Here is a 25,179-nt window from a genome sequence, read left to right on the forward strand (position 1 = left end):
CGAGAACAACAACAATGAACGCACCCGACAGCTTGGCCCAGAGCACCGCGATACCGCGGCGGACCCTGGTGATCGCTTTCCTCTTCTGCTTCCTGGGTCTGCTCGCCGATGGCGCGGACCTGATGTTCCTCGCCTACAGCCTGAACAGCCTGAAGGCGGAATTCGGTCTCTCCAACTTCGAGGCCGGTTCGCTGGGCAGCGTCACCCTGGCCGGCATGGCCATCGGCGGTATCTACGGCGGCTGGGCGTGCGACCGCTTCGGTCGGGTGCGGGTGGTGACCTGGACCATCCTGGTGTTCTCCCTGGGCACCGCGCTGCTCGGGCTGGCGCACAACTTCTGGGCCTTCGCGCTGATCCGCTTCGTCTCCTCGCTGGGGCTGGGCTCGCTGTTCGTGGCCTGCAACATCCTGATGTCGGAGTTCGTCACCGCGAAGTACCGCACCACCATCCTGGCAACCATGCAGGCCGGCTGGACCGTGGGCTACCTGGTGGCGACCGTCCTCGCCGGGCTGATCATCCCCGACTACGGCTGGCGCGCGCTGTTCTTCACCGCCATTGGCGCGGCGCTGATCTGCCTGGCGCTGCGGCCCTGGGTGCCGGAGTCGCCGTCCTGGCTGGCGGCCCGCGCGCAACGGGTGCAGCAGGCCGACAGCGGACGCCGGCAAGCAGTCGCCAGCGGCGGCATGCGCCAACTGCTGGTCGATCCGTCCACGCGACGCATGTTCGTGCTGTGGAGCCTGACCTCGTGCTTCCTGCTGTTCGGCTACTACGGCACCAACAACTGGATGCCCTCGTACCTGGAAAGCGAGCTGGGCATGAACTTCAAGTCCATGACCGGCTACATGGTCGGCACCTACACCGCGATGATCCTCGGCAAGGTGCTCGCCGGGATCGCCTCGGACCGCTTCGGTCGCCGCGCCACCTTCGCCGCTGGCGCCATCGGCACCGCGATCTTCATGCCGGTGATCGTGTTCTGGCACACCCCGGACAACATCGTCTGGATCCTCGCGCTGTTCGGCTTCATCTACGGCGTACCGGTGGGCGTGCTGGCCACCTACATGACCGAGAGCTTCTCCACCCAGGTGCGCGGCGCCGCCGTCGGCACGTCCTACAACCTTGGCCGCATCGGCGCGGCGGTGGCTCCGGCGGCCATCGGCCTGCTGGCTTCGCACGTGTCCATCGGTGCGGGCTTCCTGGTGATGGGCATCACCTATGTGATCACCGGCCTGATCCCGGCGCTGATGATCCCCAACCGCCTGTATGACCCAAACCGCGAAGCGCGCACAGCGCAGCCCAGCGCACCCGCACCCGCACCCGCGCATGCGCCGGCGCACAGCGCAGCCCGCCCACTGGGCCAACCCGTTACGGAGGAAAGCCTGCGATGACCGATCTCTCCCGCGCCGCCAATGCACCGGGACCGGACATGTTCCCCCGCGATCGATACACCTTCCAGGAGTTCCTAGGCCTGGAGCGCTGGGTCGATGGCGAGGTGGTGCGGGTACGCCTGCGCCACCGCCCGGAGCTGATGAACTACATCGACAGCTTCCACGGCGGCGTGCTGATGAGCGTGCTCGATGCCGCCATGGCCGGCGCGATCCGCGCGCAGATGCCGGGTTGCTCGATGGTCACCATCGACATGGCCACCCACTTCATGGGCAGCACCCGCGGCGAGATCAACGCCGTCGGCCGGGTGCTCAAGCGCACTCGCACGCTGTGCTTCTGCGCGGCGGAAATCTTCGATGAGGCCGGCGAGCTGATCGCCAGCGCCACCGGCAGTTTCAAGTACCGGCCCGCGGCGGCCGGAGCTGTTCAACCGACACGGGAATGATGAAATGACCGACCACACCGCGATGGCCGAGGAGCGCGAAGAGCGCCTGCGGCTGATCCGTGACAGCGCCGCCTCCCTGGTCCCGCGCGGCGGCGACCTGGGACGGGTGCGCCGCCTGCGCTTCCAGTCGACGGGCGTGGACCGCGACGCCTGGGGCGAAGTCTGCGCCATGGGCTGGCCGGGCCTGCGCCTGGCGGAAGAACTGGGCGGCAGCGGACTGGGCATGGCCGAGTACGCGGCGCTGCTGGAAGAGCTTGGACGTGGCCTGCTGCCTGAGCCGCTGATCGAGGCAAGTCTGGTCGCTCCGTTGCTGCCTGCGGACGAGCGCGATGCACTGTTGGCTGGCGAACGACTGATCTTGCCCGCCGGTATCGGCTATGAAGCGAGTGCCGCGTTGCCGGTGCTGCGCGATGGCCAGCTGCGCGGCGAGATCGCCCACGTGGCGCTCGGTGCGGCCGCCGATGCCTGGCTGGTCGCCTGCGATAGTGGTTTCGCTCTCGTGCAACGTAATGCCGAAGGGCTCAGCCTGTATCAGGAACCCACCCAGGACGGCGGCCACCTGGCGCGCCTGCGCTTCGACGGCACGCCGGCGCAACGCGTCGAGTCCACGCCCGCAGCCCTCGATGAAGCGGCGCTGGCCTGCTCGGCCTATCTGGTCGGGCTGATGGATGCGGCCTTCGCGCAGACCCGCGACTACCTCGGCGTGCGCCGGCAGTTTGGCCGTGAGATCGGCAGCTTCCAGTCGCTGCAGCACCGCATGGTCGACCTCAAGCTGCAGATCGAACTGGCCCGCGCCATCGTCGGCGAAGCGGCCGCCGCGCTGGACGACGGTGCGCCGACCGCCCAGGTACAGCGCCTGGTGTCCTCCGCCAAGGTTCGCGCGGCTGAGGCCGCGATGCTGGTCACCCGCCAGGCGATCCAGCTGCACGGCGGCATCGGCTACACCGACGAAGCCGACATCGGCCTGTTCCTGCGCCGCGCCATGGTGCTGCTCAACAGCCAGGGCTCGCTGGCCTTCCACCGGGCGCGCTACATCGCCCTGCTGCATGCGGAGGTGGCGTGATGAGCGAGATGCTGTTGCAGGAAACCCACGGCTCGGTGCGCCTGCTGCGCTTCAACAATCCGGCGCGGCGCAACGCGCTGTCTCCCGCACTGCGTGCCGAGCTGCTCGACGCGCTGCGTGAAGCGGACGCCGATCCCGTCGTGCGCAGCGTGGTGCTCACCGGTTCGGCGGAAGTCTTCAGTGCCGGTGGCGATTTGAGCGACATGCACGTCACCGACCTCAACGCCGGCCGCGTGCGCATGCAGAAGAACGCCGATCTGGTCCGCCAGATGTTGCGCATGGGCAAGCCCATCATCGCCGCCATCGAAGGCTGGGCGGTGGGCGCCGGGCTGTCCGTGGCGCTGGCCTGCGACAGCCTGGTTTGCGGCGGCACGGCGCGCTTTGCCGCCGGATTCGGCAAGGTTGGCTTGATCGCCGATCTCGGTCAGCTGCACACCTTGCCGGCGCGCATCGGCAACGGTCGGGCGCGGCAAGTGCTGATGTTCGGCCAGGTGATCGAGGCCGAGGAAGCGCTGCGTATCGGTCTGGTGGACCAGCTCTGCGCGCCGGGTGCCGCGCTGGATGCCGCGTTGGCATTGGCCGCGAAGGTTGAACAACAGGCGCCGCTCGCGCTGTCGCTGACCAAGGCGCTGCTGGCCGATGGCCTGGAACTGCTGCTCGAACGCGAAGGCGATTTCCAGAGCCAGCTGTTCCTCAGTGCCGACCACGCCGAAGGCAAAGCGGCCTTCCTCGACAAGCGTTCGCCCTCTTTCAAAGGCCACTGAGCCGAGGACATAGACATGACCGATTACAACGCCCTCGACGATGGCGAATTCCGTCGGCTGGTGCGCGAGTGGGTCGCCGCCAACTACCCGCAACGCATCCGCAACCCGGCCCACCGCCTGGGCCGTGACGACACCTGGGAGTGGTACCAGGCGCTGTCGAAACAGGGCTGGCTGTGCCCCGGCTGGCCGGTGCAACACGGCGGCATGGGCCTCTCCGCCGGCAAGCAGCTGATCATGATCGAGGAGATGGAAAACTACGGCTGTGCGCGCCTGCCCGATAGCGGCATCACCATGCTCGGCCCGCTGCTGATCCGCTACGGCACCGACGCCCAGCGCGAGCGTTTCCTGCCGCGCATCCTCAGTGGCGAGGACATCTGGTGCCAGGGCTACAGCGAGCCCAATGCCGGCTCCGACCTCGCCAGCCTGCGCACCGAGGCGGTGCTGCGCGACGGCGAATGGGTGATCAACGGCCAGAAGACCTGGACCACCATGGGCACCGAGGCCAACTGGATCTTCGTGCTGGCGCGCACCGAACGCAGCGCCAAGGCGCAGCAGGGCATCAGCTTCCTGCTGGTGCCGATGGACAGCCCCGGCGTCGAGGTGCGGCCGATCCTCAACCTCGAACTGCAGGGCGAATTCTGCGAGGTGTTCTTCAACGACGTGCGCGTGCCGGAGGAAAACCTCGTCGGTGCGGTCAACCACGGCTGGGGCATGGCCAAGGCACTGCTGGGCTTCGAGCGCATCTTCCTCGGTTCGCCCAAGCAGGCCACCTTCGCCCTCGAACGCCTGGTGCGCCTGGCCCGCCATCAGGGCCTGTGGGACGACCCGGTGTTCGCCCAGCGCTTCGCCGCGCTGAGCATGGACCTGGACTGCCACAAGGCGCTCTACGAGCGCTTCGCCGAACGCCTGCGGCGCGGCGAGGAACTGGGCCCGGACGTTTCCCTGCTGAAGATCCACCAGTCCGAGCTGTACCAGCGCATCAGCGAGCTGGGCCTGGAGATCGCCGGCCTCGACTCGGCGCTGTTGCATCCGTACGCCGACGATCCCGAACTGCACCCGGCGGGCATTTTCATCCAGTCGCGGCCGACCACCATCTACGGCGGCACCAACGAGATCCAGCGCAACATCCTCGCCAAGGCCGTGCTCGGCCTGCCGAGCTGATCGTGCGCAGAACGAACCTCAAACACGAATTGAAGTAAGGAACGAGCAATGACCCAACGACTCAACGAAGGCAAGGTAGCGATCGTCACTGGCGCCGGTGGCGGCATCGGCCGCGAGATCGCCCTGGCCCTGGCCGACAGCGGCGCGCGGGTGCTGATCAACGATATCGGCGTGTCCCTGCAGGGCGAGGGCGGTTCGGCCTCGCCGGCCGAGGAAACCCTCGGGCTGATCCGCCAGCGCGGCGGCGACGGCGCCATCAACACCGACAGCGTGTCGGACTGGGACAGCGCGCGACGCATTGTCGCCAGCGCCATCGACGCCTTCGGCCGCGTCGACATCGTGGTGAACAACGCCGGCATCCTGCGCGACACCATCTTCCACAAGATGAGCGCCGAGGACTGGCTGTCGGTGATCAACGTGCACCTCAACGGCAGCTTCTTCGTCAGCCGTGCCGCTGCCGAGCACTTCCGCGCGCAGAACAGCGGCGCCTTCGTGCACATGACCAGCACCTCGGGGCTGATCGGCAACTTCGGCCAGGCCAACTACTCGGCGGCCAAGCTCGGCATCGTTGCGCTGAGCAAGTCCATCGCCCTCGACATGCAGCGCTACAACGTGCGCTCCAACTGCATCGCGCCCTTCGCCTGGAGCCGCATGACCGACTCCATTCCGGCCGAGACGCCGGAGCAGAAAGCGCGGGTGGAAAACCTGCAGCGCATGACCCCGGACAAGAACGCGCCGCTGGCCGTGTACCTCGCCTCCGATGCCGCCAGTGCGGTCAACGGCCAGGTGTTCGCCGCGCGCAACCACGAGATCTTCCTGATGAGCCAGAGCCGCCCGCTGCGCAGCGTGCACAGCGACAACGGCTGGACCCCGCAGAGCATCGCCGAGCACGGCATGCCGGCGCTGCGCGGCAGCTTCATGGACCTGGCGCGCAGCCCGGACGTGTTCTCCTGGGACCCGATCTGACCTTTCGGAGGCAGGCGCATGTTCAAGACCCGATTCACTGAAACCTTCGGCGTCGAACACCCGATCATGCAGGGCGGCATGCAGTGGGTGGGGCGCGCCGAGATGGCGGCGGCGGTGGCCAATGCCGGCGGGCTGGCGACGCTCTCGGCGCTGACCCAGCCGACGCCCGAGGCACTGGCCGACGAGATCGCGCGCTGCCGCGAACTCACCGACAAGCCTTTCGGCGTCAACCTGACGCTGCTGCCGACGCAGAAGCCGATCCCTTACGCCGAGTACCGCGCAGTCATCATCGAGAGCGGCATCCGCGTCGTCGAAACCGCCGGGAACAACCCCGGCGAGCACATCGCCGAGTTCCGCCAGCACGGGGTCAAGGTGATCCACAAATGCACGGCCGTGCGCCATGCGCTCAAGGCCGAGCAATTGGGTGTCGACGCGGTGTCCATCGACGGCTTCGAGTGCGCCGGCCATCCGGGCGAGGACGACATTCCCGGTCTGGTCCTGCTGCCCGCCGCGGCCAACCGGTTGCGCGTGCCGATCATTGCGTCCGGCGGTTTCGCCGACGGCCGGGGACTGGTGGCGGCGCTGGCGCTGGGAGCCGACGCGATCAACATGGGCACGCGCTTCCTGAGCACCCGCGAGTGTCCGATCCATCCGCAGGTCAAGGCGGCCATTCGCGCAGCGGACGAGCGCTCCACAGACGTGATCATGCGCTCGCTGCGCAACAGCGCGCGGGTCGCGCGCAACGCCGTCAGCCAGGAAGTGCTGGCCATCGAGGCGCGCGGCAACGCCACCTATGCCGACATCGCCACGCTGGTCAGCGGCCTGCGCGGGCGCACCGTGTATGAACAGGGCGACACCGACCTGGGCATCTGGTCGGCCGGCATGGTCCAGGGACTGATCGATGATGAGCCGAGCTGCGAGGAACTGCTGCGCGGCATCGTCGAGCAGGCACGCGGCCTGATCCGCGAGCGATTGGAGGGTTTGCTTATCCAGTGATTTTCCATGTGGCGGCGTGGAGCAAGCGCTACTTCTGGAGACTTGTGCCCGGGCTCGCCCTCTCCCCCGCCCTCTCCCTGAAGGGAGAGGGAGCTACTCGTGCCGGCTGATGCCATCGTTTCAACCTGCACCGAACGGTCCCCTCTCCCTTCAGGGAGAGGGCTAGGGAGAGGGCCGGATCTCGCACAGAACTCACCAAGGAGCAGCGACGCCGCCTTAACCTCACCTGACGAAGAGACAACAACAATGAAAAATCTTCCCGTACGGGCGCTCGTGTCGAGCTTCGCCTGCCTGCCCCTGTTCGCCCACGCGGACTTCATCGCGGACAGCAAGGCGAGCCTGGAACTGCGCAATTTCTACTTCAACCGCGACTATCGCCAGAGCGGTGCCGCCCAGTCGAAATCCGAGGAATGGGCACAGGGCTTCCTGCTGCGCTTCGAGTCCGGCTACACCGAGGGGACCGTCGGTGTGGGCGTCGATGCACTCGGCCTGCTGGGCATCAAGCTGGACTCCAGCCCCGATCGCACCGGCTCCGGCCTGCTGCCGTACTCGGCCAGCGACAAGCGCGCCGCCGACGACTACAGCGACCTGGGCGTGACTGCCAAGCTGCGCGCCTCGAAAAGCACCCTGAAGGTCGGCACGCTGCTACCGAAGCTGCCGGTGGTGCAATACAACGACACGCGCCTGCACCCGCAGACCTTCCAGGGCGGTCTGGCGGAGATCAACGAAATCGACGGCCTCACCGCGCAGCTCGGCCAGCTGCGCCAGGTGAAGCAACGCGACTCGACTAACGACGAAGACCTGTCGATGACCCGTGGCAACAAGCGCAACATCGTGCTCGGCAGCCACACCACCAGCGACCGCTTCAACCTCGCCGGCGGCACCTATCGCTGGACCGACAACCTCAGCACCAGCTACCACTACGGCGGCCTGGAAAACTTCTACCGGCAGCACTACCTGAGCGTGGTCCATATGCTGCCCATCGCCGCGGGCCAATCGCTCAAGTCCGACCTCCGCTGGGCGCGCTCCACCGATGATGGCGGCAGTAATGTCGATAACAGCGCGCTCAACGCACTGTTCACCTACCGCATCGGCGGCAGCGGCTTCGGCGTGGGCTACCAGCGCATGTCCGGCGACACCGGCTTTGCCTACCTCAGCGGCACCGACCCGTACCTGACCAACTTCGTGCAGATCGGCGACTTCGCCAACAAGGACGAACGCTCCTGGCAGGCGCGCTACGACTACGACTTCGCCGGCCTCGGCCTGCCCGGGCTGACCTTCATGACGCGCTACCTGCAGGGCGATCACATCGACCTGCTCAACGGCCAGGGGCGCGGCAAGGAATGGGAGCGCGATACCGACATCGGCTACGTGGTGCAGAACGGCCCGTTGAAGAACCTTGGCTTCAAGGTGCGCAACGGCTCCTTCCGTAGCGACTTCGGCAACGATATCGACGAAACGCGGGTGATCGTCAGCTACCAGATGCCGCTGTGGTGAGACGCGCCGTGTGCATTCCACCGGGGCGCCGATTACGCCGCGCTCCGTTCCTTTAACCTCCCCGGGAGCCCGACCATGAACAACATCCATGCCCTCGCCGAATTCCTCGCCGGCCTGCGCTACGAAGACTTGCCGCCAGCGGTGGTGGCTCGTACCGAAGAACTCTTCCTCGATTGGCTGGGCTCGGCGCTGGCCAGCCAGGATCGTCACCCCATTCCGCTATTCCAGCGCTACGCCCGGCGCATGGGGCCGGCGGACGGAGGCAGTCGCGTGCTGGTGGATGGCTCCGCCACCTCGGCCTACTTCGCCGCCCTGGTCAATGGCGCCAGCTCGCACCTGGTGGAGCAGGACGACCTGCACAACAGCTCGGTGCTGCACCCGGCCACGGTGGTCTTCCCGGCTGCGCTGGCCGCTGCCCAGGAGCTCGGCAAGTCCGGCCGCGAGCTGATCCTCGCCAGCGTCGCCGGCTACGAGGCGGGCATCCGCATCGGCGAGTTCCTCGGCCGCTCGCATTACCGCATCTTCCACACCACCGCCACGGTCGGCACCCTGGCCGCCGCCGTGGCCGTGGGCAAGCTGCTCGGCCTGGACAGCCGGCAGTTCGTCCACTGCCTGGGCAGCGCCGGTACCCAGGCGGCAGGGCTCTGGGAGTTCCTCCTCGATGCCGCCGACTCCAAACAGTTGCACACCGCCAAGGCCGCCGCCGATGGCCTGCTTGCCGCCTACCTGACAGCCGACGGGCTGACGGGGGCGCAGAACATTCTCGAAGGTGATCAGGGCCTGGCTGCCGGCATGTCCAGCGATGCCGATCCGAGCCGTCTGGTGGATGGCCTGGGCACGCGCTGGGCACTCACCGAGACGTCCTTCAAGTTCCACGCCTCCTGCCGCCACACCCACCCGGCCGCCGATGCGCTGCTGGCGCTGATGCAGCGCGAGGGGCTGGGCCATGGCGATATCGCGAAGGTCACCACCCGCGTGCACCAGGGCGCCATCGATGTATTGGGGCGGGTGGTCGTGCCGCAGTCGGTGCACCAGGCGAAGTTCTCCATGGGCACGGTGCTGGGGCTGATCGCCGTGCATGGCAAGGCCGGTCTGGTGGAGTTCGAGGAATTCGCCATGAACGATCCGCACGTGGCTGCCTTCCGCGACAAGGTCGAGATGCAGCTCGATGCCGAGGTCGACGGCGCCTATCCGCAACGCTGGCTGGGCCGCGTGGACGTGCTCACCACCGATGGCCGCCGGTTGCACGGCGCCATCGACGAACCCAAGGGCGATCCGGGCAACGGCTTGAGCCGAGCTGAGCTGGAAGACAAGTTCCGCCGCCTGCTGGCCTTCGCCGGGCGGCGTGACGAAGCCGAAGCGGCCCGTCTGATCGCGGCGAGCTGGCAACTGCACGATCTGACTGAGCTGGGTGGCTTCGCCTGATTCGACAAGGCGCAACGGTGGGGTGGCGGAAACCGCTCCACCCGTGGCTGGAATGTCCCTTTCGGGCAAAGTCTGAACCGTGATTCACTGATTTCCATGCAGTGAATCAGGATTCAGATCATGGCGTACCGACAAACCCAGGCCCGGTTGCAGAAGGACAGCGCGCTGCGCGAGCGCATCCTGGCGCTGGCGCTCGGGCGGGTCGTCGATGGCGGTTTCGCCGCACTGACCATGCAGAGCCTGGCGGACGCCGCCGGTATCGCCACTGGCAGCCTCTATCGGCACTTCAGCGGCAAGGGTGAATTGGCCGCCGAGGTCTTCGCCCGCGCCAGCCAGCACGAGGTCGACACGCTGGGCGCGCTGCTCAAGGATCCCGGCAATGCCGCGCAGCGCCTGGACCGTGGCTTGCGCCAGTTCGCCGCGCGCGCCTGGGGCAGCCGCCAACTGGCCTTCGCGCTGATCGCCGAACCGGTCGATCCGGAAGTGGACGAACAGCGCCTGATCTACCGCGAAGCCTATGCCGCGCTGTTCGTCACCCTGCTGGAGCAGGGCATCGCCGCCGGCGAATTCCATCCCCAGCCGGTGCAACTGACGGCCGCCTGCCTGGTCGGCGCGATCGCCGAGGCGTTGATCGGACCGCTCTCGCCGCCGGCCCGTGCAGCGCGGGATGCGGGTGATTCCACGATTTCCCTGGAGGACGTCAGCGACGCCCTCGTGAACTTCTGCCTGCGCGCCGTCGGTGCGCACACGCCTGTCCCGCCCACGCCTGCAAAGGAGGACCAGCCATGAACCTGCACCAGTACGCCGAAACCCACGAAGTGACCAACCAGGTGCCGCCGCTGGATGGCGCCAACCTCTATCGCATCGACCTGCCGCTGCAGGAGTGGGTGCGTCGCTTCGGCGGCGGATTCGCCGAGCAGAAGCTCGACGCCTATGGCGCGCTGGCCGGTGGTCCGCTGATGGCGGCGGGCTTCCTGGCCAACGAGAACAAACCGGTATTCAAGTCCCATGACCGCTACGGCCACCGCGTCGATCTCATCGAGTTCCACCCGGCCTACCACGAGCTGATGCGTGCCTCCATCGAGGCTGGTATCCCGTCCATGCCCTGGACCGATCCGCGCGCTGGCGCCCACGTCGCCCGCGCCGGCCTCAGCTACCTGCATAGCCAGGCCGAAGCCGGCACCGGTTGCCCGCTGACCATGACCTTCGCCAGCGTGCCCGCCATCCGCCTGCAAGCGGACATCGCCGAGAAGTGGCTGCCGAAGATCCTTTCCACCGAGTACGACCCACGCAACCTGCCCATCGAGCAGAAGGCCGGCGCCACCATCGGCATGGCCATGACCGAGAAGCAGGGCGGCACCGACGTCCGCGCCAACACCACACGTGCTTATCCGGTGGGCATTCCCGGTCCGGGCCAGGCCTACGAGTTGGTCGGCCACAAGTGGTTCTGCTCGGCGCCGATGTGCGACGCCTTCCTCACCCTGGCCTACACCGACAAGGGCCTGACCTGCTTCCTGCTGCCGCGCCACCGCCCGGACGGCACTCGCAACGAGTTCTACATCCAGCGCCTGAAGAACAAGCTGGGCAACTGGTCCAACGCGTCCAGCGAAGTGGAATACCGTGGCGCGCTGGCCTGGATGGTCGGTGAGGAAGGACGCGGCGTGCCGACCATCATCGAAATGGTTGCCATGACCCGCTTCGACTGCATGATCGGCTCCAGCTCGCTGATGCGCCAGGCGCTGACCCAGGCCGCGCACCACTGCGCCTACCGCCAGGTCGGCGGCCGCGTGCTGGCCGAGCAACCGCTGATGCAGAACGTGCTGGCCGACCTCGCCCTGGAAAGCGAAGCCGCACTGGCCCTGACCATGCGCATGGGCCGCGCCCTGGACCACCTGCACGACGACCAGGAAGACAAGTTCGCCCGCCTGGTGACCGCCGTGGGCAAATACTGGATCTGCAAGCGCGCCCCCGCGATGATCAACGAAGCCGCCGAATGCCTGGGCGGTGCTGGCTACGTCGAGGACACCATCCTCCCGCGCCTGTACCGCGAAGCGCCGGTCAACTCCACCTGGGAAGGCTCGGGCAACGTGCAGTGCCTGGACGTGCTGCGCGCCCTGTCCAAGGAGCCTGGCGTGCTCGACGCACTGTTCGCCGAACTCGGCGACGGCCACGGCGATGCGCGACTGGCCTCGTTTATCGGCAACCTCAAGGCGTCCTTCGCCGACACCCAGGACATCCAGTACCGCGCCCGCCAACTCACCGAAAACGTCGCCGTCGCCCTGCAGGCCAAGCTGCTGCTGGAGGCGGGCAACTCGGTGGTTTCCGACGCCTTCATCGCCAGCCGCCTGGACGACGGCGGCCGCGTCTACGGCACCCTGCCGCGCGGAGTGGATGTGGAAGCGCTGGTGGCACGGGCGACGCCGCATCTGGCGTAAGGAAATTTCGGTAGAAATTTTCGGGTTGAAAAAAGACCTATGGATCAATAGGTTGCTGGAAGAGTGTTCCCCGCGTATGCGGGGATGAACCGTCGAGATCCCAGGGTTCCTCGACAGCGGTCGAGTGTTCCCCGCGTATGCGGGGATGAACCGCCGCTGGCGAAGGCGTGGTTGCTGTGTGAGAAGTGTTCCCCGCGTATGCGGGGATGAACCGGTCTACGACGCAGCCCAGTCCCTGGCCCACATGTGTTCCCCGCGCTTGCGGGGCTGAACCGCACCCGCCACAACATATTTCTGTCATCAGGTTGATTTAACCCTCCCGCTCGTCCTGCCAGCACGAAATCTGTCATCCCCTTCCGCCACGGAAGCAGGCAAGATGGAGCTGATCGTTCAGACAGGATGCCCACCATGACTCTCTCGACTGGCGATGACTTCTTCGTCGCCCAGACCGCCGAAGAGGCCGTCGATCAACTGGCCGTGCTCCACGAGCGCGCCACCGGCGCCCTGAACCAGGCGCTGAAGCGGTACCTGAAGGACCGCGAAGTCCCCGACGCGCAGCAGCGCGAACAATTCCGCTACCCGCTGCTGCGGGTGACCTACCTGTGCCAGGGCGAAGTGCCATCTACCACCCGCGCCTACGCCAAGGTCCAGGTACCCGGCACTTACGCCGTGACCATCACCCAGCCCAAGGCCTTCCGCAAATACCTGCTCGAGCAGCTGCGTCCGTTGATGGAAGACTTCACCGTGCGGGTGGAAGTCGGCGTCAGCCAGCAGAACATTCCTTACCCCTACGTGGTGGAAAGCGGCGACGAGCTGGGCGGTTCCGGCGTGACCGCCGCCGAGTTGGCGCGGGTTTTCCCCAGCACCGACTTGTCGGCCACGTCCGACGGCGTGGCCGATGGCCTGTACGAGTGGGAGAACGCCGACCCGATGCCGCTGGCGCTGTTCGATGCCGCGCGCACCGATTTCTCCCTGCGCCGCATGGTGCACTACACCGGCAGCGACTGGCGCCATGTGCAGCCGTGGATCCTGCTGACCAACTACCACCGCTACGTCGACCAGTTCATCCACCTGGGCCTTGAGCGCCTGCGCGATGACCCGCGCTTCGTGCGCATGGTGTTGCCGGGCAACGTGATCATCGAGCGCGGCACCGATGCCGGCGAGGCCAACGCCATCGTCGCCAGCGTCGAGTGGCATCGATTCCAGATGCCGGCCTACCACCTGATCGCCGAGGACGGCGATGGCGTGACATTGGTGAACATCGGCGTCGGCCCGTCCAACGCGAAGAACATCACCGACCACCTCGCCGTGCTGCGCCCGCACTGCTGGCTGATGGTCGGCCACTGCGGCGGCCTGCGGCAGTCGCAGACCATTGGCGACTACGTGCTGGCGCACGCCTATATGCGCCGCGACGGCATTCTCGACCGCGTGCTGCCGCCGCACATCCCGATCCCGGCGCTGGCCGAAGTGCAGCTGGCGCTGCAGGAAGCTGCCGCGCTGGTCACCGGCGAGCGCGGCGACCAGCTCAAGCGCCGCCTGCGTACCGGCACCGTGCTGACCTACGACGACCGCAACTGGGAGCTGCACTGGGCCCAGGAGCGCCCGCTGATCAACCTGGCGCGGGCCATCGCGGTGGACATGGAAAGCGGCACCATCGCCGCCCAGGGCTACCGCCTGCGGGTGCCCTACGGCACGCTGCTGTGTGTGTCGGATAAGCCGCTGCACAGCGAGATCAAGCTGCCCGGCGCCGCCACGGCGTTCTACCAGCGCGCGGTCAGCCAACACCTGTCGATCGGCATCGCCGCGGTCGACCTGCTGCGCACCCAGCTCAACTCGCTGCACTCGCGCAAGCTGCGCAGCTTCGACGAGCCGCCGTTCCGCTGATCTGCGACATGGCGCGGGGCGATTCACGGTACGGCCGTGGTCGCTCCGTGGCAGCATGAGGAGAGCTGATGGAGAGTTGCCGATGACCGATCCTCGCAAGACCCCGGCGGGCCGTACGCTCGTCCTGCTGGACCTGACCTCCCTGAATGAGCGCGACGACCTGCAAAGCACCGTCGAACTCTGCCGCCGCGCGCTGACGCCATATGGCGAAGTGGCAGCGGTGTGCGTCTGGCCGAAGCTGGTGCATGTGGCCCGTCGCACGCTCAATACCCTGGGTGGACGGGGCGTGAAGGTCGCCAGCGTGTGCAACTTCCCGGCTGGCAATGCTTCACTGGCGGATGTGGTAGAGGAAGTGCGCAAGACCCTCGCTGAAGGTGCCGACGAGATCGATCTGGTCTATCCCTGGCGCAAGCTCAAGGCTGGCGAGGCAACTGGCGCGGTGGAGCTGATCCGCACCTGCAAGACGCTGTGCGGGCCGTACCACCGGCTCAAGGTGATCCTGGAAACCGGCGAACTCGCGGACCCGGATCTGATCCGCGCCGCTTGTCGAGAAGCCATCGCCGGCGGCGCCGACTTCCTCAAGACCAGCACCGGCAAGGCGACGGTGAACGCCACGCCGGATGCCGTACGGGTGATGCTGGAATGCATTGAGGAGACGGGCGGCAAGATCGGACTCAAGGTGTCCGGCGGGCTGCGCACGCTGGCCGATGCCCAGGTCTATCGAGCGCTGGTGGAGGAGCGTTTCGGCACCGACTGGGCCACTCCGGAGCATCTGCGTTTCGGGGCTTCCTCGCTGCTCGATGACCTGCTGCGCGAGCTGGGCGCCGGGGCCAAGCCCACCTCCACGCGCAGCTATTGAACGACGCGCGTTGACGCAACCCGAGGCGGGCCTAGAATGCTCGCCTCGCGCGCCGCGGGGAACCGTGGCGCGCCCCTCCGGTCGGACCTTCGCCGACCTCTTTCGCTGGTGATTGCATGCCTTTCCGCGCCCCCTCGCACCTGACCAATCCCTTGCGCCGCTTCGCCCGCCGCCTGGTGGAAAACGGCTCGCCCGAAGTCGCCGCGCCGCTTCCGCTGCCCGATAGCATCGCTGGCGAGCCCTGGTTCTCGGTCGGCAAGGCAGTGGAAGGATTGGGTGGTGAGCGCGTGGATGGCTGGTGCCTGGAAGAGTGGCCGGGGCTCGCCTTGCGTGCCCGCTTCAGCGCCTGCTGGCGCGATGCCCAGGGGCGCCTGTGGAACGTGCTGCCGGGTGGCGAGGCCATCGCCTTCCTGCCCGACCCGAAGCGTCGCTACGAAGGCGTGCCGCTGGCTGAGCAGTTGCATGCGCTGGAGCGCGACGAGTTGCTGGAGGATTACCTCTGGCTCAGCCGTGAGCTGAGCAAACCGCAGATGGACGACGAGCGTCGGGAAGTCCGCGAATCCATGCGCCAGCGCCTGGAAAGCTGGCTGGAGCTGGGCGGGCGAGGCGACAAGCCGTGCCCGTGCACCAGCGGCAAGCGTTATCGCAATTGCTGCAGCAAGCGGGTTCGCGAGAACTGAGACTGTTCTTCGTGGGAGCGAGTTTGCTCGCGATCTTTTGAGGCATCGGTGCGGGCGCCGAGCGATCGCGGACAAGGTCCGCTCCTACAGGGCATCGGCGCGGGGGCCACCTTGACCCTGGCTGGGGTGAGGGGAATGCATTGGCACGGGCTTACCTGAAGGTCCTACCCAGTGCCGACCGTAGGAGCGGACCTTGTCCGCGACAGCTCGCAGCTACAGAGAGGCATCCGGCATCGGCGGAACCAGCCACTGTTCGCCCGGCTTCGGCGCGCGGAAGCGTTCCGGGGCCACGCCGCGCTGTTGCAGTGCCACGGCCAGGTCGCTGACCGGCGTGAACTGGCCTTCGTCGCTCAGGCGGAAGGTGCCGAAGTGGATCGCCATGCTGCACTGCGAATCCAACTGCTGGTGCGCCTGCACGGCGTCGTCCGGGTTCATGTGGTGGTGGCGCATGAACCAGCGCGGCTCGTAAGCGCCGATGGGCAGGGCGGCGAAGCGCATTGGACCGAAGCGCTGATGCATCAGGCCGAATTCCTCGCCCAAACCGGTATCGCCGGGGAACAGCACGGGGCCATCCGGTGATTCCAGCACGAAGCCCATCCACAGGGTGCGGTTGGTGTCGCGCCGCGAGCGCGCCGACCAGTGTTGTGCCGGTACGCCGGTCAGCAGCATGCCTTCGGGCATCGGCAGGCTCTGCCACCAGTCCAGTTCGACGATGTCCTTGAAGCCGCAGGCGTGGATCAGCTCGCCGTTGCCCAGTCCGGTCACGACCTTCGCGCTGGGGAATCGCTGAGCCAAGGCTTGCAGGCTGCCGATGTCGAGGTGGTCGTAGTGGTTGTGGCTCACCAGGATCAGGTTGATCGGCGGCAGCTCGTCCAGCGCCAGGCCCGGTGGGTGCACGCGCTTGGGGCCGACGAAGCTGAACGGGCTGGTGCGCTCGCACCACAGCGGATCGGTGAGGATGTTCAGGCCGCGGTGCTGGATCAGCAGGGTGGCGTGGTTGATGTAGGTGACGCGCAGTTCGTCGCCTTCGACTCGGGCCGGTGTCTCAGCGCGGGTGTCGCGGCCGGGCTGGGCGAGCCACTCCGCCTGTCGGCCGCGCTCACGCTGCCATTTGAGGAAGGCGCGCAGGCCGTTGTGCGGTTGACGGTCGAGGTTGTGGAAGCGCTGTCCGTCGAAATGAGCGGTCCGCGGGCCCCGGTAACGCGCGCCGAGGCGGCCACTGAGGTTGCGCAGGGTGATCAGCCAGGTGGGGTGGCTCATGGGCGTGCTCTTGCGATCTCTTGCAGTGAGGGCTCGGCACAACCTAGCATGCCGGGCATTCGCCGTACCCCCATCCTCGGTTACCAGTCTTTTCACCATGCCCCGTCCGCCACGTCCCGCCAATCGCCGTCCCGCTCCTCGCCCCGCGCCCCGCCGCGTGGCCAAGGCGCCGCCGGCGCAACCGAAGCTGATCCTGCTGAACAAGCCGTTCGACGTGCTGACGCAGTTTGCCGACAGCGATGGCCGCGCAACGCTGAAGGACTTCGTCGACGTGCCGGGCGTTTATCCCGCCGGTCGGCTGGATCGCGACAGCGAGGGCCTGTTGCTGCTGACCAACGATGGCCGCTTGCAGGCGCGCATCGCCGATCCCAAGCACAAGCTGCCGAAGACGTATTGGGTGCAAGTGGAAGGCGAACCCAGTGACGAACAGCTTGATCAGCTGCGCAAGGGCGTACAGCTCAATGATGGCCCGACGCTGCCGGCCGAGGCGCGGCGGTTGGAGGAGCCTCAGCTGTGGGAGCGCAACCCGCCGGTGCGTTTCCGCAAGTCGGTGCCCACGGCCTGGCTGGAGCTGGTGATCCGCGAGGGTCGCAACCGCCAGGTACGACGGATGACGGCGGCGGTCGGCTTGCCGACCCTGCGCCTGGTGCGCGTGCGTATCGGTCCGTGGCAGCTGGACGGCCTGCAACCGGGACAGTGGCGGGAAGTCAGCCCCGAACTCTGAAGGTCCGGGGCGGGGCGGGCGTCAGAAGCCGCCTTCGAGTCCGGCGACGACCACGGACTTGATCAGGAAGCCAAGTACGCCCAGGCCCAGTGCGAAGAACAGCACCATGGTGCCCATGCGGCCGGCCTTGGACTTCTTGGCGAGGTCCCAGACGATGAAGGCCATGAACAGGATCAGGCCGGTCACCAGGCCATACATCATCCAGTCTTCGAAACTTTCGTTCATTGCTGCTCCTGCCCGGTACGGACGTGTCGCGTGGGGCGCCGGGACTGAGGGTGGTGGTGGAGAAGGCGCGCATTATACGCACCTGGCCCTTTGTTGATCAGAGCCGTTCAGAAATTGACCAGTTCCTCCTGCGCGACGGACGCAATGCCGCGAAACTTCCCGCCGCGGCCGTGCTGGCGGGGAAATTTCCGGTATCGATTTCGTTCGGCGGGACGCAGGGTGCGCTGCTGTGTCGCAGGGGCGCAAGCTCGCTCCTGCAGAAAGCCGATCAGGCGCGCAGGTGATCCAGCGGCAACTCGGTGCTGGCCAGTACGTTGCGCAACACGAAGCTGGATCGAACGCTGGTCACGCCTTCGATACGCGTCACGGTACCGAGCAGGAAGTGCTGATAGTGCTCCATGTCCGGCACCATCACCTTGAGCTGGTAGTCCGCGTCCATCCCGGTCACCAGGCTGCATTCCAGCACTTCGGGGCACTTGCCGATGATCTGCTGGAAATGCTCGAAGCGCTCGGGTGTGTGGCGGTCCATGCCGATCAGGACGAAGGCGGTGAGGCTCAGGCCGAGCTTCTTGCTGTCCAGCAGGGCGACCTGGCGGACTATGTAGCCGTCGTCTTCGAGCTGCTTGACCCGCCGCGAACAGGGGGAGGGCGACAGGCCGATGCGCTCGGCCAGCTCCTGGTTGGAGATGCGCGCATCGCGTTGCAGTTCGGCAAGAATTCGCAGGTCGTAGCGGTCCAGCTTGTCCATGAAAGCCTCGGAAATTAAATGAATTGCGCTTTTGGCGTAATTTTTAGCTGTTTGTTGCTCAGGTGGTGCCTGTCTGAGCAATCTTAGCAATCATTTATCCGCTCTGTCGCCGTACTATTTCTTCCAGATTCACAGCCCGGACATTACGTCCCCCTGCGATCCGCCCAATCAGGCGCTTCGCGGCCCGCCGACCCCACAGGATCGCGCCGGCCACCGGGCTACGCACTGCCCAGAAGGCGGAGCGAGGTGAGCCGGCGCCAACAGCGACGAGCAGGACGAGATTCCGGAAGGGAGGCTGACGAGCCTCCCTTTTTTCTTGCCCGCGATTTCTTCCCGCCGTCTTTACCCTGACTTTACCCAGCGCCTTGCAATGCGGACTCCGCGCCGTGGTCTATGGCATTGTCACATCACTGTTTTCGGCAGGAGCCGAAGTGAGGAATCCATGAAGTCGGGTATCTGGCAGTTCGCCTCGTTGGCTGTGCTTTCCCTGGCGGTGGCCATGCAGACGGCTGCGGCTGCCGGATTTGGCGGTGCGGACGTGCAAGGCGGCGGGCAAGGCCAACCGCCCGCCCAGGGCGGCGGCCAGGGGCGGCCTTCGGGCGGCTCTGGAAACCCAGGCAACGCCGGTAACTCCGGCGGCGGCAAGTTCGGCTCCCACGATGTCCCGAGTAACTCCGGTGGCGGCTGGCAAGGGCGTCCGCCCAGTGGCGGCAACAATGGCCAGTGGCAGGGACGGCCTCCGGGCCAGAACGGCAACAACGATGGCCAGTGGCACGGTCGACCACCGGGCAATAACGGCAACAACGATGGCCAGTGGCATGGTCGTCCTCCGGGCCAGAACGGCAACAATGGCCACAACGGCGGCAACGGCAACCAATGGCAGGGGCAGGGGCAGGGCCGCCCGCCGGGCTATGGCGACAGCCAATGGCAGAACCGCCCGCCCGCCGATCACGACAACAACGGCAAGTTCGGCTCCCATGAGGTGAGCCCGCCGGCCAGCGGCTGGCAGGGTCGCCCGCCGCCCAACCACGGCAACTGGGGCCCGCACCCGTCCTACTGGCGGCCTGGCTACGTCACCGGCAGCATGCCGCCAGGACATTACCGCGTGCCCTATCGCGGCAGCGATTACTACTTCAACGACGGTTACTGGTATCGCCCTTATGGCTCGCGCTACGTGGTGGTAACGCCGCCCTATGGCGTGCGCGTGCGCTACCTGCCGTCCTACGCCGAGCAGGTGTGGATCGGCAGCATCGGCTACTTCCTGGCGGCGGGTACCTACTACCTGTGGCAGGCCAGTTCGCAGGATTACGAAGTGGTGGCGCCGCCCCAGCAACAGCCAGTGGCCGTCGCGCAGACGGGCTACGACGTGATCGCGTATCCGATGTACAACCAGGGTCCGGACCAGCAGGCCCGCGACCGCTACGAGTGCCATGGCTGGGCGGTGCAGCAGAGTGGCTTCGACCCGGCGTCGGCAAGCTACGCGCCGCCGGCTTACGTTGCGGACAACTACCGCCGCGCGCTGGGAGCCTGTCTGAGCGGGCGTGGCTACAGCGTCAACTGATCGTCTCTTTGCCCACTACTTCCTGCGGATCGGCGTGCACCAGCACTTCGGCCCGCGGGAACTCCTTGTGGATCGCCAGCACCGCCTCGTCGCACAGCTGATGCGCCTTCAGCAGCGTCAACGACCCCGGCAGTTCCAGGTGCAGCTGGACGAACCAGTGCGTGCCGGAAATCCGCGTGCGTAGGTCGTGGGCACCGAGCACGCCGGGCACCTCGCGCACCAGTTCGAGCATGCGCGTGCTGACGTCCGGCGGCAGTTCCTCGTCCATCAGCACGGCTACGGACTCGCGGGCGATCTGGAACGAACTCCAGAGGATATAGAAGGCGATGCCCAGGCCGAAGATGGCATCCATCTGCTGCCAGCCGAAGCTTGCCAGCACCAGGGCGACCAGGATGCTGCTGTTGAGCAGCAGGTCGGAGCGGTAGTGCAGGGAGTCGGCGCGGATGGCGTTGGAGCCGGTGATCTTCACCACATAGCCCTGGACCAGCAGGAGGCCGGCGGTGAGCACCAGCGACAGGATCATCACCGCGATGCCCCAGCCGGCGGCTTCCACCGGTTCGGGGTGCTGCAGGCGGTCGATGGCCTGGGCGCCGACCAGCACGGCGCTGACCGCGATGAACAGCGCCTGGGCCAGCCCTGACAAGGACTCCGCCTTGCCATGGCCATAGCGGTGGTCGTCATCCGCCGGGCGGATGGCGTAGTGCACCGCCAGCAGGTTGAGGAAGGACGCGGCGCCGTCGAGTAGCGAGTCGGTAAGGCCAGCCAGCAAGCTGACCGAGCCGCTGAGCCACCAGGCGATGGCCTTGGCGACGATCAGGGTGGTCGCGACGCCGAGCGACGCAAAGGTCGCCAGCCGCATGAGGTGGGCGTGGCTGGCGTGCTTGAGCATCAGCTGTCCAGGCGATTGGGCAGGAAGTAGATGTAGTCCAGCAGCGGCGCCTTGTGGCCGAGCGCGGTGATCGCCGCGCTCATCTGCCCGCGGTGGTGGGTGCCGTGGTTGACCAGGTGCTGGACGATGTTCGCCAGGCTCTGGCGGTGTTCCTGCCCGGCCATGTTGCGGTAGTCCAGCTGGGTGCCGAGGGTAGCGTCGCTCTGCTTGCTCAGCCACAGGCGCCAGGCGCCGACGCCGTCATTGAGGAAGTCGGCGAGGCCGGCGCGATCAGGCGCCGCCTCGGCGTCGAGCCGCTCGAACTGCCAGGGCTCGCGCTGCACACGGGCGAACCAGATGCGATCGACCACCGCGAGGTGGTTGAGGGTGCCGTGCAGGCTGTCGAAGAACAGCCCGCGCGGCGCGCGGTAGGCCTCTTCATCCAGGGGCGCGACGGCCTCCAGGATGCGTTCGTAGGCCCACTGGTGGTACGCCAGGAGTTGCTGAAGGTGTGAAGCGAGAGCGCCGTGCATATCAGGCCTCCGGGCGCAGGCCCAGGCTGGCGAGTTGTTGGAGGTCGCCGCTGCGCTGGATCAGACGCGGATCGTCCAGGGGCAGGCTGCGACCGGTTTCACGCTCGAGGATCGCCTTGAGTTTAGCCTTGTCCACGGTGCCGTCTTCACCCACGGCATCCTTGAGCTTTTCCGGCGCGACGGAGTACTTCGCATCGGGCAGATAGATCGCGCCGGTAGCGAAGTCTACGCCGAAGGCGATCAGGCCCGGGATGACGTAGAACAACAGTCCGATGGCATCGAAGGCGACGATGGCCGGGTCGATTCGGCCATCGATCTGGCCGCGGCGGTCGGGATAGAACAGGGTGCCGCAGGCGGTCAGCTGGCTGAACAGGGCGGCGCTCAGAACGGCGCAGGACACACGGGTGGCAAGACGCATGAAAAAACCTCCGGGAGGATGATGCGGACAACTATAACAACGAGTCCTGAACGGCTGCTGGCAGTTTCGCACTAGCCAGCGTTCTCGTTGCTTCTATGACTGCTGAGTTGGCATCGCGGTTCGCCCGTTATAATCGCCGCCGCCCGCGTAATCCGGGTTACCGCCTTATGAAATTCGAGTTCCAGGAGCCGGCATGAACGCCCTTCCCATCGACAGCGTCCTTCCCGCCCTGCGCCAGGCCCTGGCCGCGCGCCACGAGGTGGTGCTGGAAGCGCCTCCCGGCGCCGGCAAGACTACCCGCGTGCCGCTGGCGCTGCTGGGCGAGGCGTGGCTGGCCGGGCAGTCGATCCTGATGCTGGAACCGCGCCGCCTGGCTGCCCGTGCCGCCGCCGAGCGGCTGGCCAGCGAACTGGGGGAGAAAGTCGGCGAGACCGTCGGCTACCGCATCCGCCTGGACAGCAAGGTCGGCCCGAAAACACGTATCGAAGTGGTCACCGAAGGCATCCTTGCCCGCCGCCTGCAGGACGACCCGGCTTTGGAAGGCGTGGGGCTGGTGATCTTCGACGAATTCCACGAGCGCTCCCTGGATGCCGATCTGGCCTTGGCGCTGACCCTCAACGGTCGCGCGCTGCTGCGCGACGAGCCGCCGCTCAAGGTGCTGGTGATGTCGGCGACGCTGGAGGGCGAGCGTCTGTCCGCACTGCTGGACGACGCGCCAGTGGTGCGCAGCGAGGGGCGCATGTTCCCGGTGGATATCCGCTGGGGCCGTCCGTGGCAGGCCGGTGAGTTCATCGAGCCGCGCGTGGTGCAGACGGTCCAGCAGGCGCTGGCCGACGAATCCGGCAGCCTGCTGGTGTTCCTGCCCGGCCAGGCGGAAATTCGCCGCGTTGCCGAGCAACTGGGCGAGGCGTTAGCCGGCCGCGCCGATATCCTCATCTGCCCGCTGCATGGCGAGCTTGAGCTGGACGCCCAGCGCGCCGCCATCGAGCCCGCGCCAGCGGGCAAGCGCAAGGTGGTGCTGGCGACCAACATCGCCGAGACCAGCCTGACCATCGACGGGGTGCGCGTCGTGGTGGACGCCGGGCTGGCACGGGTGCCGCGTTTCGATCCGGGCAGCGGCATGACACGCCTGGACACCCAGCGTATCTCCCGCGCCTCCGCCACCCAGCGTGCCGGCCGTGCCGGACGACTGGAGCCGGGCGCCTGTTATCGCCTGTGGTCCGAGGCGCAACACGATCAACTGCCGGCGTACGGCGCGGCGGAAATCCTTCAGGCGGACCTTGCCGGTCTCGCCCTGCAACTGGCGCGCTGGGGCGTCGCCCCGCAGGAACTGGTCTGGCTCGATCTGCCGCCTGCCGCCGCTTATGCGCAGGCTCAGGACCTGCTGGAGCGCCTCGGTGCGCTGGCCTCCCGCGCCGGCGGCGGCAGCTTGACCGCGCATGGCCAAGCCATGGCCGAGGTGCCGGCGCATCCGCGAATCGCCCATCTGCTGTTGCGCGGCCATGCGCTGGGACTAGGGCAATTGGCCTGTGATCTGGCCGCCCTGCTGGGCGAGCGCGACATCCTGCGCGGCAACGACGCCGACCTGCACCACCGCATCGCTCTGCTGGCCGGTGAGCAGAACGGCCCGCGCGCCAGCCGTGGCGCGGTGCAGCGGGTTCGCCAGCTGGCGCGGCAGTTCAAGGGTTACCTGCGTGGACCGGCCCGCGAACCGGTGAGCGATCCGGATCATCCGCGCTGGCTCGGTGGCCTGCTGGCCTTCGCCTACCCGGACCGTATCGCCCGCCAGCGTCGCGCGGGTGGCGGCGAATACCGCCTGGCCAACGGTCGCGCCGCGCTGTTCGGCGAGCCGGATGCGCTGATGAAGGAAGCCTGGTTGGTGATCGCCGACCTCGGCAGCCGCCAGGGCCAGCGCGAGGAGCGCATCTACCTGGCGGCGGCGCTGGAGCCGGCGCTGTTCGAAACGATCCTGGCCGAGCAGGTCAGCGTCCACGACGAGCTGGACTGGGACGAGCGCGAAGGAGTGCTGCGCGCCGAGCGTCAGCGCAAGGTCGGTGAACTGGTGCTGTCCACCGAGGCGCTGCCCAACCTCGATGCCGAGGCGCGCAGTCGCGCTCTGCTCGGCCTTGTGCGGCGCAAGGGCTTGGAGCTGCTGCCGTGGACACCGGAGCTGCGCCAATGGCAGGCGCGCATCGCCTTGCTGCGCCGGCTCGATCTGGAAGGCAAAGGAGAGAGCGAATGGCCGGACGTCAGCGACGCCGCGCTGCTGGCTTCGCTGGAGGATTGGCTACTGCCCTACCTGGGCAAGGTCTCGCGGTTGTCGCACTTCGCCAACCTGGAGCTGGCCGGGATTCTCCATGCGCAGCTGCCCTGGCCACTGCCGCAACGCCTGGACGAGCTGGCGCCGCGCTCGCTGCAGGTGCCGTCCGGCTCGAACATCCGCCTGGACTACAGCGAGTTCCCGCCGGTGCTGGCTGTGCGGTTGCAGGAGCTGTTCGGCCTCGCCGATACGCCGCGCATCGCCCAGGGCCGCGTGGCGGTGAAGTTGCACCTGCTTTCTCCGGCGCAGCGGCCGGTGCAGGTGACGCAGGACCTGGCCAACTTCTGGCGCAGTACCTATGCCGAAGTGAAGAAGGACCTCAAGGGTCGCTATCCGAAGCATTACTGGCCGGATGACCCGTTGATCGCCGAGCCCACGGCGCGGGCGAAGCCGCGCAAGGGGTAGGGGCGCAGCGATGGCTTGCCCTCACCCCAGCCCTCTCCCTCAGGGAGAGGGGGCAGCCCGAGCCGGCTGAGACCTTGGTTTCCTCCTGCACCGAACGGTTCCCTCGCACGCTTGAGGTGCGGGGGCGTGTAGCCAGGGTTAGGGTGAGGGGCTCTTTATCTTGTGGGGGCAACTGTCTTCTTCAGGGAGGTCCGTACCGACGCATCCCCCTCACCCCAGCCCTCTCCCTCAGGGAGAGGGGGCAGCCCGAGCCGGCTGAGACCTTGGTTTCCTCCTGCACCGAACGGTTCCCTCGCACGCTTGAGGTGCGGGGCGTAGCCAGGGTTAGGGTGAGGGGCTCTTGATCTTGTGGGGGCAACTGTCTTCTTCAGGGAGGTCCGTACCGACGCATCCCCCTCACCCCAGCCCTCTCCCTCAGGGAGAGGGGGCAATCCGAGCCGGCTGAGACCTTGGTTTCCTCCTGCACCGAACGGTTCCCTCTCCCTCAGGAGCGGGGCGCGCGCCCAGGGTTAGGGTGAGGGCTCTTGATCTTGTAGGAGCGGATTCATCCGCGATGCTC

At 67.1% G+C, this 25,179-nt stretch carries 24 protein-coding genes and 1 CRISPR repeat array; of the genes, 18 read left to right on the forward strand and 6 right to left on the reverse strand.

Annotation, left to right across the window (positions count from 1 at the left end):
- Positions 1-14 precede the first annotated feature (14 nt).
- From JVX91_RS09235 to JVX91_RS09300, 14 genes are all read left to right on the forward strand, one after another.
- Positions 15-1,385: an MFS transporter gene (locus JVX91_RS09235; RefSeq protein ID WP_205338959.1), complete on the forward strand. Its 1,371-nt coding sequence runs from the start codon at positions 15-17 to the stop codon at positions 1,383-1,385.
- A 38-nt stretch (positions 1,386-1,423) separates the two neighbouring features.
- Complete coding sequence (locus JVX91_RS09240) at positions 1,424-1,828, forward strand: PaaI family thioesterase (RefSeq protein ID WP_037006947.1); 405 nt, start codon at positions 1,424-1,426, stop codon at positions 1,826-1,828.
- A 4-nt stretch (positions 1,829-1,832) separates the two neighbouring features.
- Positions 1,833-2,891, forward strand: a complete 1,059-nt coding sequence (locus tag JVX91_RS09245) for an acyl-CoA dehydrogenase family protein (protein WP_205338960.1) — start codon at positions 1,833-1,835, stop codon at positions 2,889-2,891.
- A gap of 8 nt (positions 2,892-2,899) precedes the next feature.
- On the forward strand, positions 2,900-3,655 hold the full coding sequence (locus JVX91_RS09250; RefSeq protein ID WP_205339966.1) for an enoyl-CoA hydratase/isomerase family protein: 756 nt from the start codon (positions 2,900-2,902) through the stop codon (positions 3,653-3,655).
- 15 nt (positions 3,656-3,670) lie between these two features.
- The gene (locus tag JVX91_RS09255; protein WP_205338961.1) at positions 3,671-4,816 is read left to right on the forward strand and encodes an acyl-CoA dehydrogenase family protein; all 1,146 of its coding nucleotides are present in this window, start codon (positions 3,671-3,673) and stop codon (positions 4,814-4,816) included.
- 48 nt (positions 4,817-4,864) lie between these two features.
- The gene (locus JVX91_RS09260; protein ID WP_024763956.1) at positions 4,865-5,782 is read left to right on the forward strand and encodes an SDR family NAD(P)-dependent oxidoreductase; all 918 of its coding nucleotides are present in this window, start codon (positions 4,865-4,867) and stop codon (positions 5,780-5,782) included.
- 18 nt (positions 5,783-5,800) lie between these two features.
- Positions 5,801-6,778, forward strand: coding sequence for an NADH:ubiquinone reductase (locus tag JVX91_RS09265; protein ID WP_205338962.1), 978 nt, complete (start codon positions 5,801-5,803; stop codon positions 6,776-6,778).
- A gap of 246 nt (positions 6,779-7,024) precedes the next feature.
- A complete protein-coding gene (locus JVX91_RS09270; RefSeq protein WP_205338963.1) occupies positions 7,025-8,275 on the forward strand; it encodes an OprD family porin in 1,251 nt (416 codons plus the stop codon).
- Between the two features lie 75 nt (positions 8,276-8,350).
- Positions 8,351-9,700, forward strand: a complete 1,350-nt coding sequence (locus JVX91_RS09275) for an MmgE/PrpD family protein (RefSeq protein ID WP_205338964.1) — start codon at positions 8,351-8,353, stop codon at positions 9,698-9,700.
- A 120-nt stretch (positions 9,701-9,820) separates the two neighbouring features.
- Positions 9,821-10,489, forward strand: a complete 669-nt coding sequence (locus JVX91_RS09280) for a TetR family transcriptional regulator (RefSeq protein WP_205338965.1) — start codon at positions 9,821-9,823, stop codon at positions 10,487-10,489.
- Positions 10,486-12,135, forward strand: coding sequence for an acyl-CoA dehydrogenase family protein (locus tag JVX91_RS09285; protein WP_205338966.1), 1,650 nt, complete (start codon positions 10,486-10,488; stop codon positions 12,133-12,135). The genes JVX91_RS09280 and JVX91_RS09285 overlap by 4 nt, the downstream gene beginning before the upstream one ends.
- A 62-nt stretch (positions 12,136-12,197) precedes the next feature.
- Positions 12,198-12,410: direct repeats of the CRISPR family, unit length 30 nt; unit sequence AGTGTTCCCCGCGTATGCGGGGATGAACCG.
- A 133-nt stretch (positions 12,411-12,543) separates the two neighbouring features.
- Positions 12,544-14,019 (forward strand): AMP nucleosidase, encoded by a 1,476-nt coding sequence (gene amn, locus JVX91_RS09290; protein WP_205338967.1) that lies wholly within the window; start codon positions 12,544-12,546, stop codon positions 14,017-14,019.
- Between the two features lie 82 nt (positions 14,020-14,101).
- Complete coding sequence (deoC, locus tag JVX91_RS09295) at positions 14,102-14,878, forward strand: deoxyribose-phosphate aldolase (RefSeq protein ID WP_205338968.1); 777 nt, start codon at positions 14,102-14,104, stop codon at positions 14,876-14,878.
- A 116-nt stretch (positions 14,879-14,994) separates the two neighbouring features.
- On the forward strand, positions 14,995-15,558 hold the full coding sequence (locus JVX91_RS09300; protein ID WP_205338969.1) for a hypothetical protein: 564 nt from the start codon (positions 14,995-14,997) through the stop codon (positions 15,556-15,558).
- Between the two features lie 213 nt (positions 15,559-15,771).
- Here the strand turns inward: JVX91_RS09300 and JVX91_RS09305 are convergent, their stop codons facing one another.
- Positions 15,772-16,818, reverse strand: a complete 1,047-nt coding sequence (locus tag JVX91_RS09305; RefSeq protein WP_205338970.1) for an MBL fold metallo-hydrolase — start codon at positions 16,816-16,818, stop codon at positions 15,772-15,774.
- A gap of 157 nt (positions 16,819-16,975) precedes the next feature.
- On the opposite strand from JVX91_RS09305, the gene JVX91_RS09310 reads away from it, so the two are divergent.
- Entirely contained in the window at positions 16,976-17,542 is a 567-nt protein-coding gene (locus tag JVX91_RS09310; protein ID WP_205339967.1) for a pseudouridine synthase, read from the forward strand.
- Between the two features lie 21 nt (positions 17,543-17,563).
- Here the strand turns inward: JVX91_RS09310 and JVX91_RS09315 are convergent, their stop codons facing one another.
- Entirely contained in the window at positions 17,564-17,767 is a 204-nt protein-coding gene (locus tag JVX91_RS09315) for a DUF2788 domain-containing protein (protein ID WP_015475469.1), read from the reverse strand.
- On the opposite strand from JVX91_RS09315, the gene JVX91_RS09320 reads away from it, so the two are divergent.
- Positions 17,767-18,051 (forward strand): hypothetical protein, encoded by a 285-nt coding sequence (locus tag JVX91_RS09320; RefSeq protein WP_205338971.1) that lies wholly within the window; start codon positions 17,767-17,769, stop codon positions 18,049-18,051. The two genes, JVX91_RS09315 and JVX91_RS09320, sit on opposite strands and share 1 nt — an antisense overlap.
- Here JVX91_RS09320 and JVX91_RS09325 read toward each other — a convergent pair.
- On the reverse strand, positions 18,036-18,515 hold the full coding sequence (locus tag JVX91_RS09325; protein WP_138520145.1) for an Lrp/AsnC family transcriptional regulator: 480 nt from the start codon (positions 18,513-18,515) through the stop codon (positions 18,036-18,038). The genes JVX91_RS09320 and JVX91_RS09325 overlap by 16 nt on opposite strands.
- Positions 18,516-18,957: 442 nt before the next feature.
- On the opposite strand from JVX91_RS09325, the gene JVX91_RS28985 reads away from it, so the two are divergent.
- Positions 18,958-20,076 carry a DUF6515 family protein gene (locus JVX91_RS28985; protein WP_240201718.1) on the forward strand — a complete coding sequence of 373 codons (1,119 nt, stop codon included), beginning with the start codon at positions 18,958-18,960 and terminating at the stop codon, positions 20,074-20,076.
- On the opposite strand, the gene JVX91_RS09335 is transcribed toward JVX91_RS28985, so the two are convergent.
- The 3 genes from JVX91_RS09335 to JVX91_RS09345 are packed head-to-tail and all read right to left on the reverse strand — an operon-like array spanning position 20,069 to position 21,895.
- Positions 20,069-20,965, reverse strand: a complete 897-nt coding sequence (locus JVX91_RS09335; RefSeq protein ID WP_205338972.1) for a cation diffusion facilitator family transporter — start codon at positions 20,963-20,965, stop codon at positions 20,069-20,071. The two genes, JVX91_RS28985 and JVX91_RS09335, sit on opposite strands and share 8 nt — an antisense overlap.
- Positions 20,965-21,477 (reverse strand): DinB family protein, encoded by a 513-nt coding sequence (locus JVX91_RS09340; protein WP_205338973.1) that lies wholly within the window; start codon positions 21,475-21,477, stop codon positions 20,965-20,967. The genes JVX91_RS09335 and JVX91_RS09340 overlap by 1 nt, the downstream gene beginning before the upstream one ends.
- A 1-nt stretch (position 21,478) precedes the next feature.
- Complete coding sequence (locus tag JVX91_RS09345) at positions 21,479-21,895, reverse strand: polyribonucleotide nucleotidyltransferase (RefSeq protein ID WP_205338974.1); 417 nt, start codon at positions 21,893-21,895, stop codon at positions 21,479-21,481.
- 193 nt (positions 21,896-22,088) lie between these two features.
- Here JVX91_RS09345 and hrpB point away from each other — a divergent pair, with 193 nt between their 5' ends.
- Entirely contained in the window at positions 22,089-24,620 is a 2,532-nt protein-coding gene (hrpB, locus tag JVX91_RS09350) for an ATP-dependent helicase HrpB (RefSeq protein WP_205338975.1), read from the forward strand.
- Positions 24,621-25,179: the final 559 nt, after the last annotated feature.

Origin of the sequence: Pseudomonas sp. PDNC002, from assembly GCF_016919445.1 — a bacterium.
Classification (GTDB): Bacteria; Pseudomonadota; Gammaproteobacteria; order Pseudomonadales; family Pseudomonadaceae; genus Pseudomonas.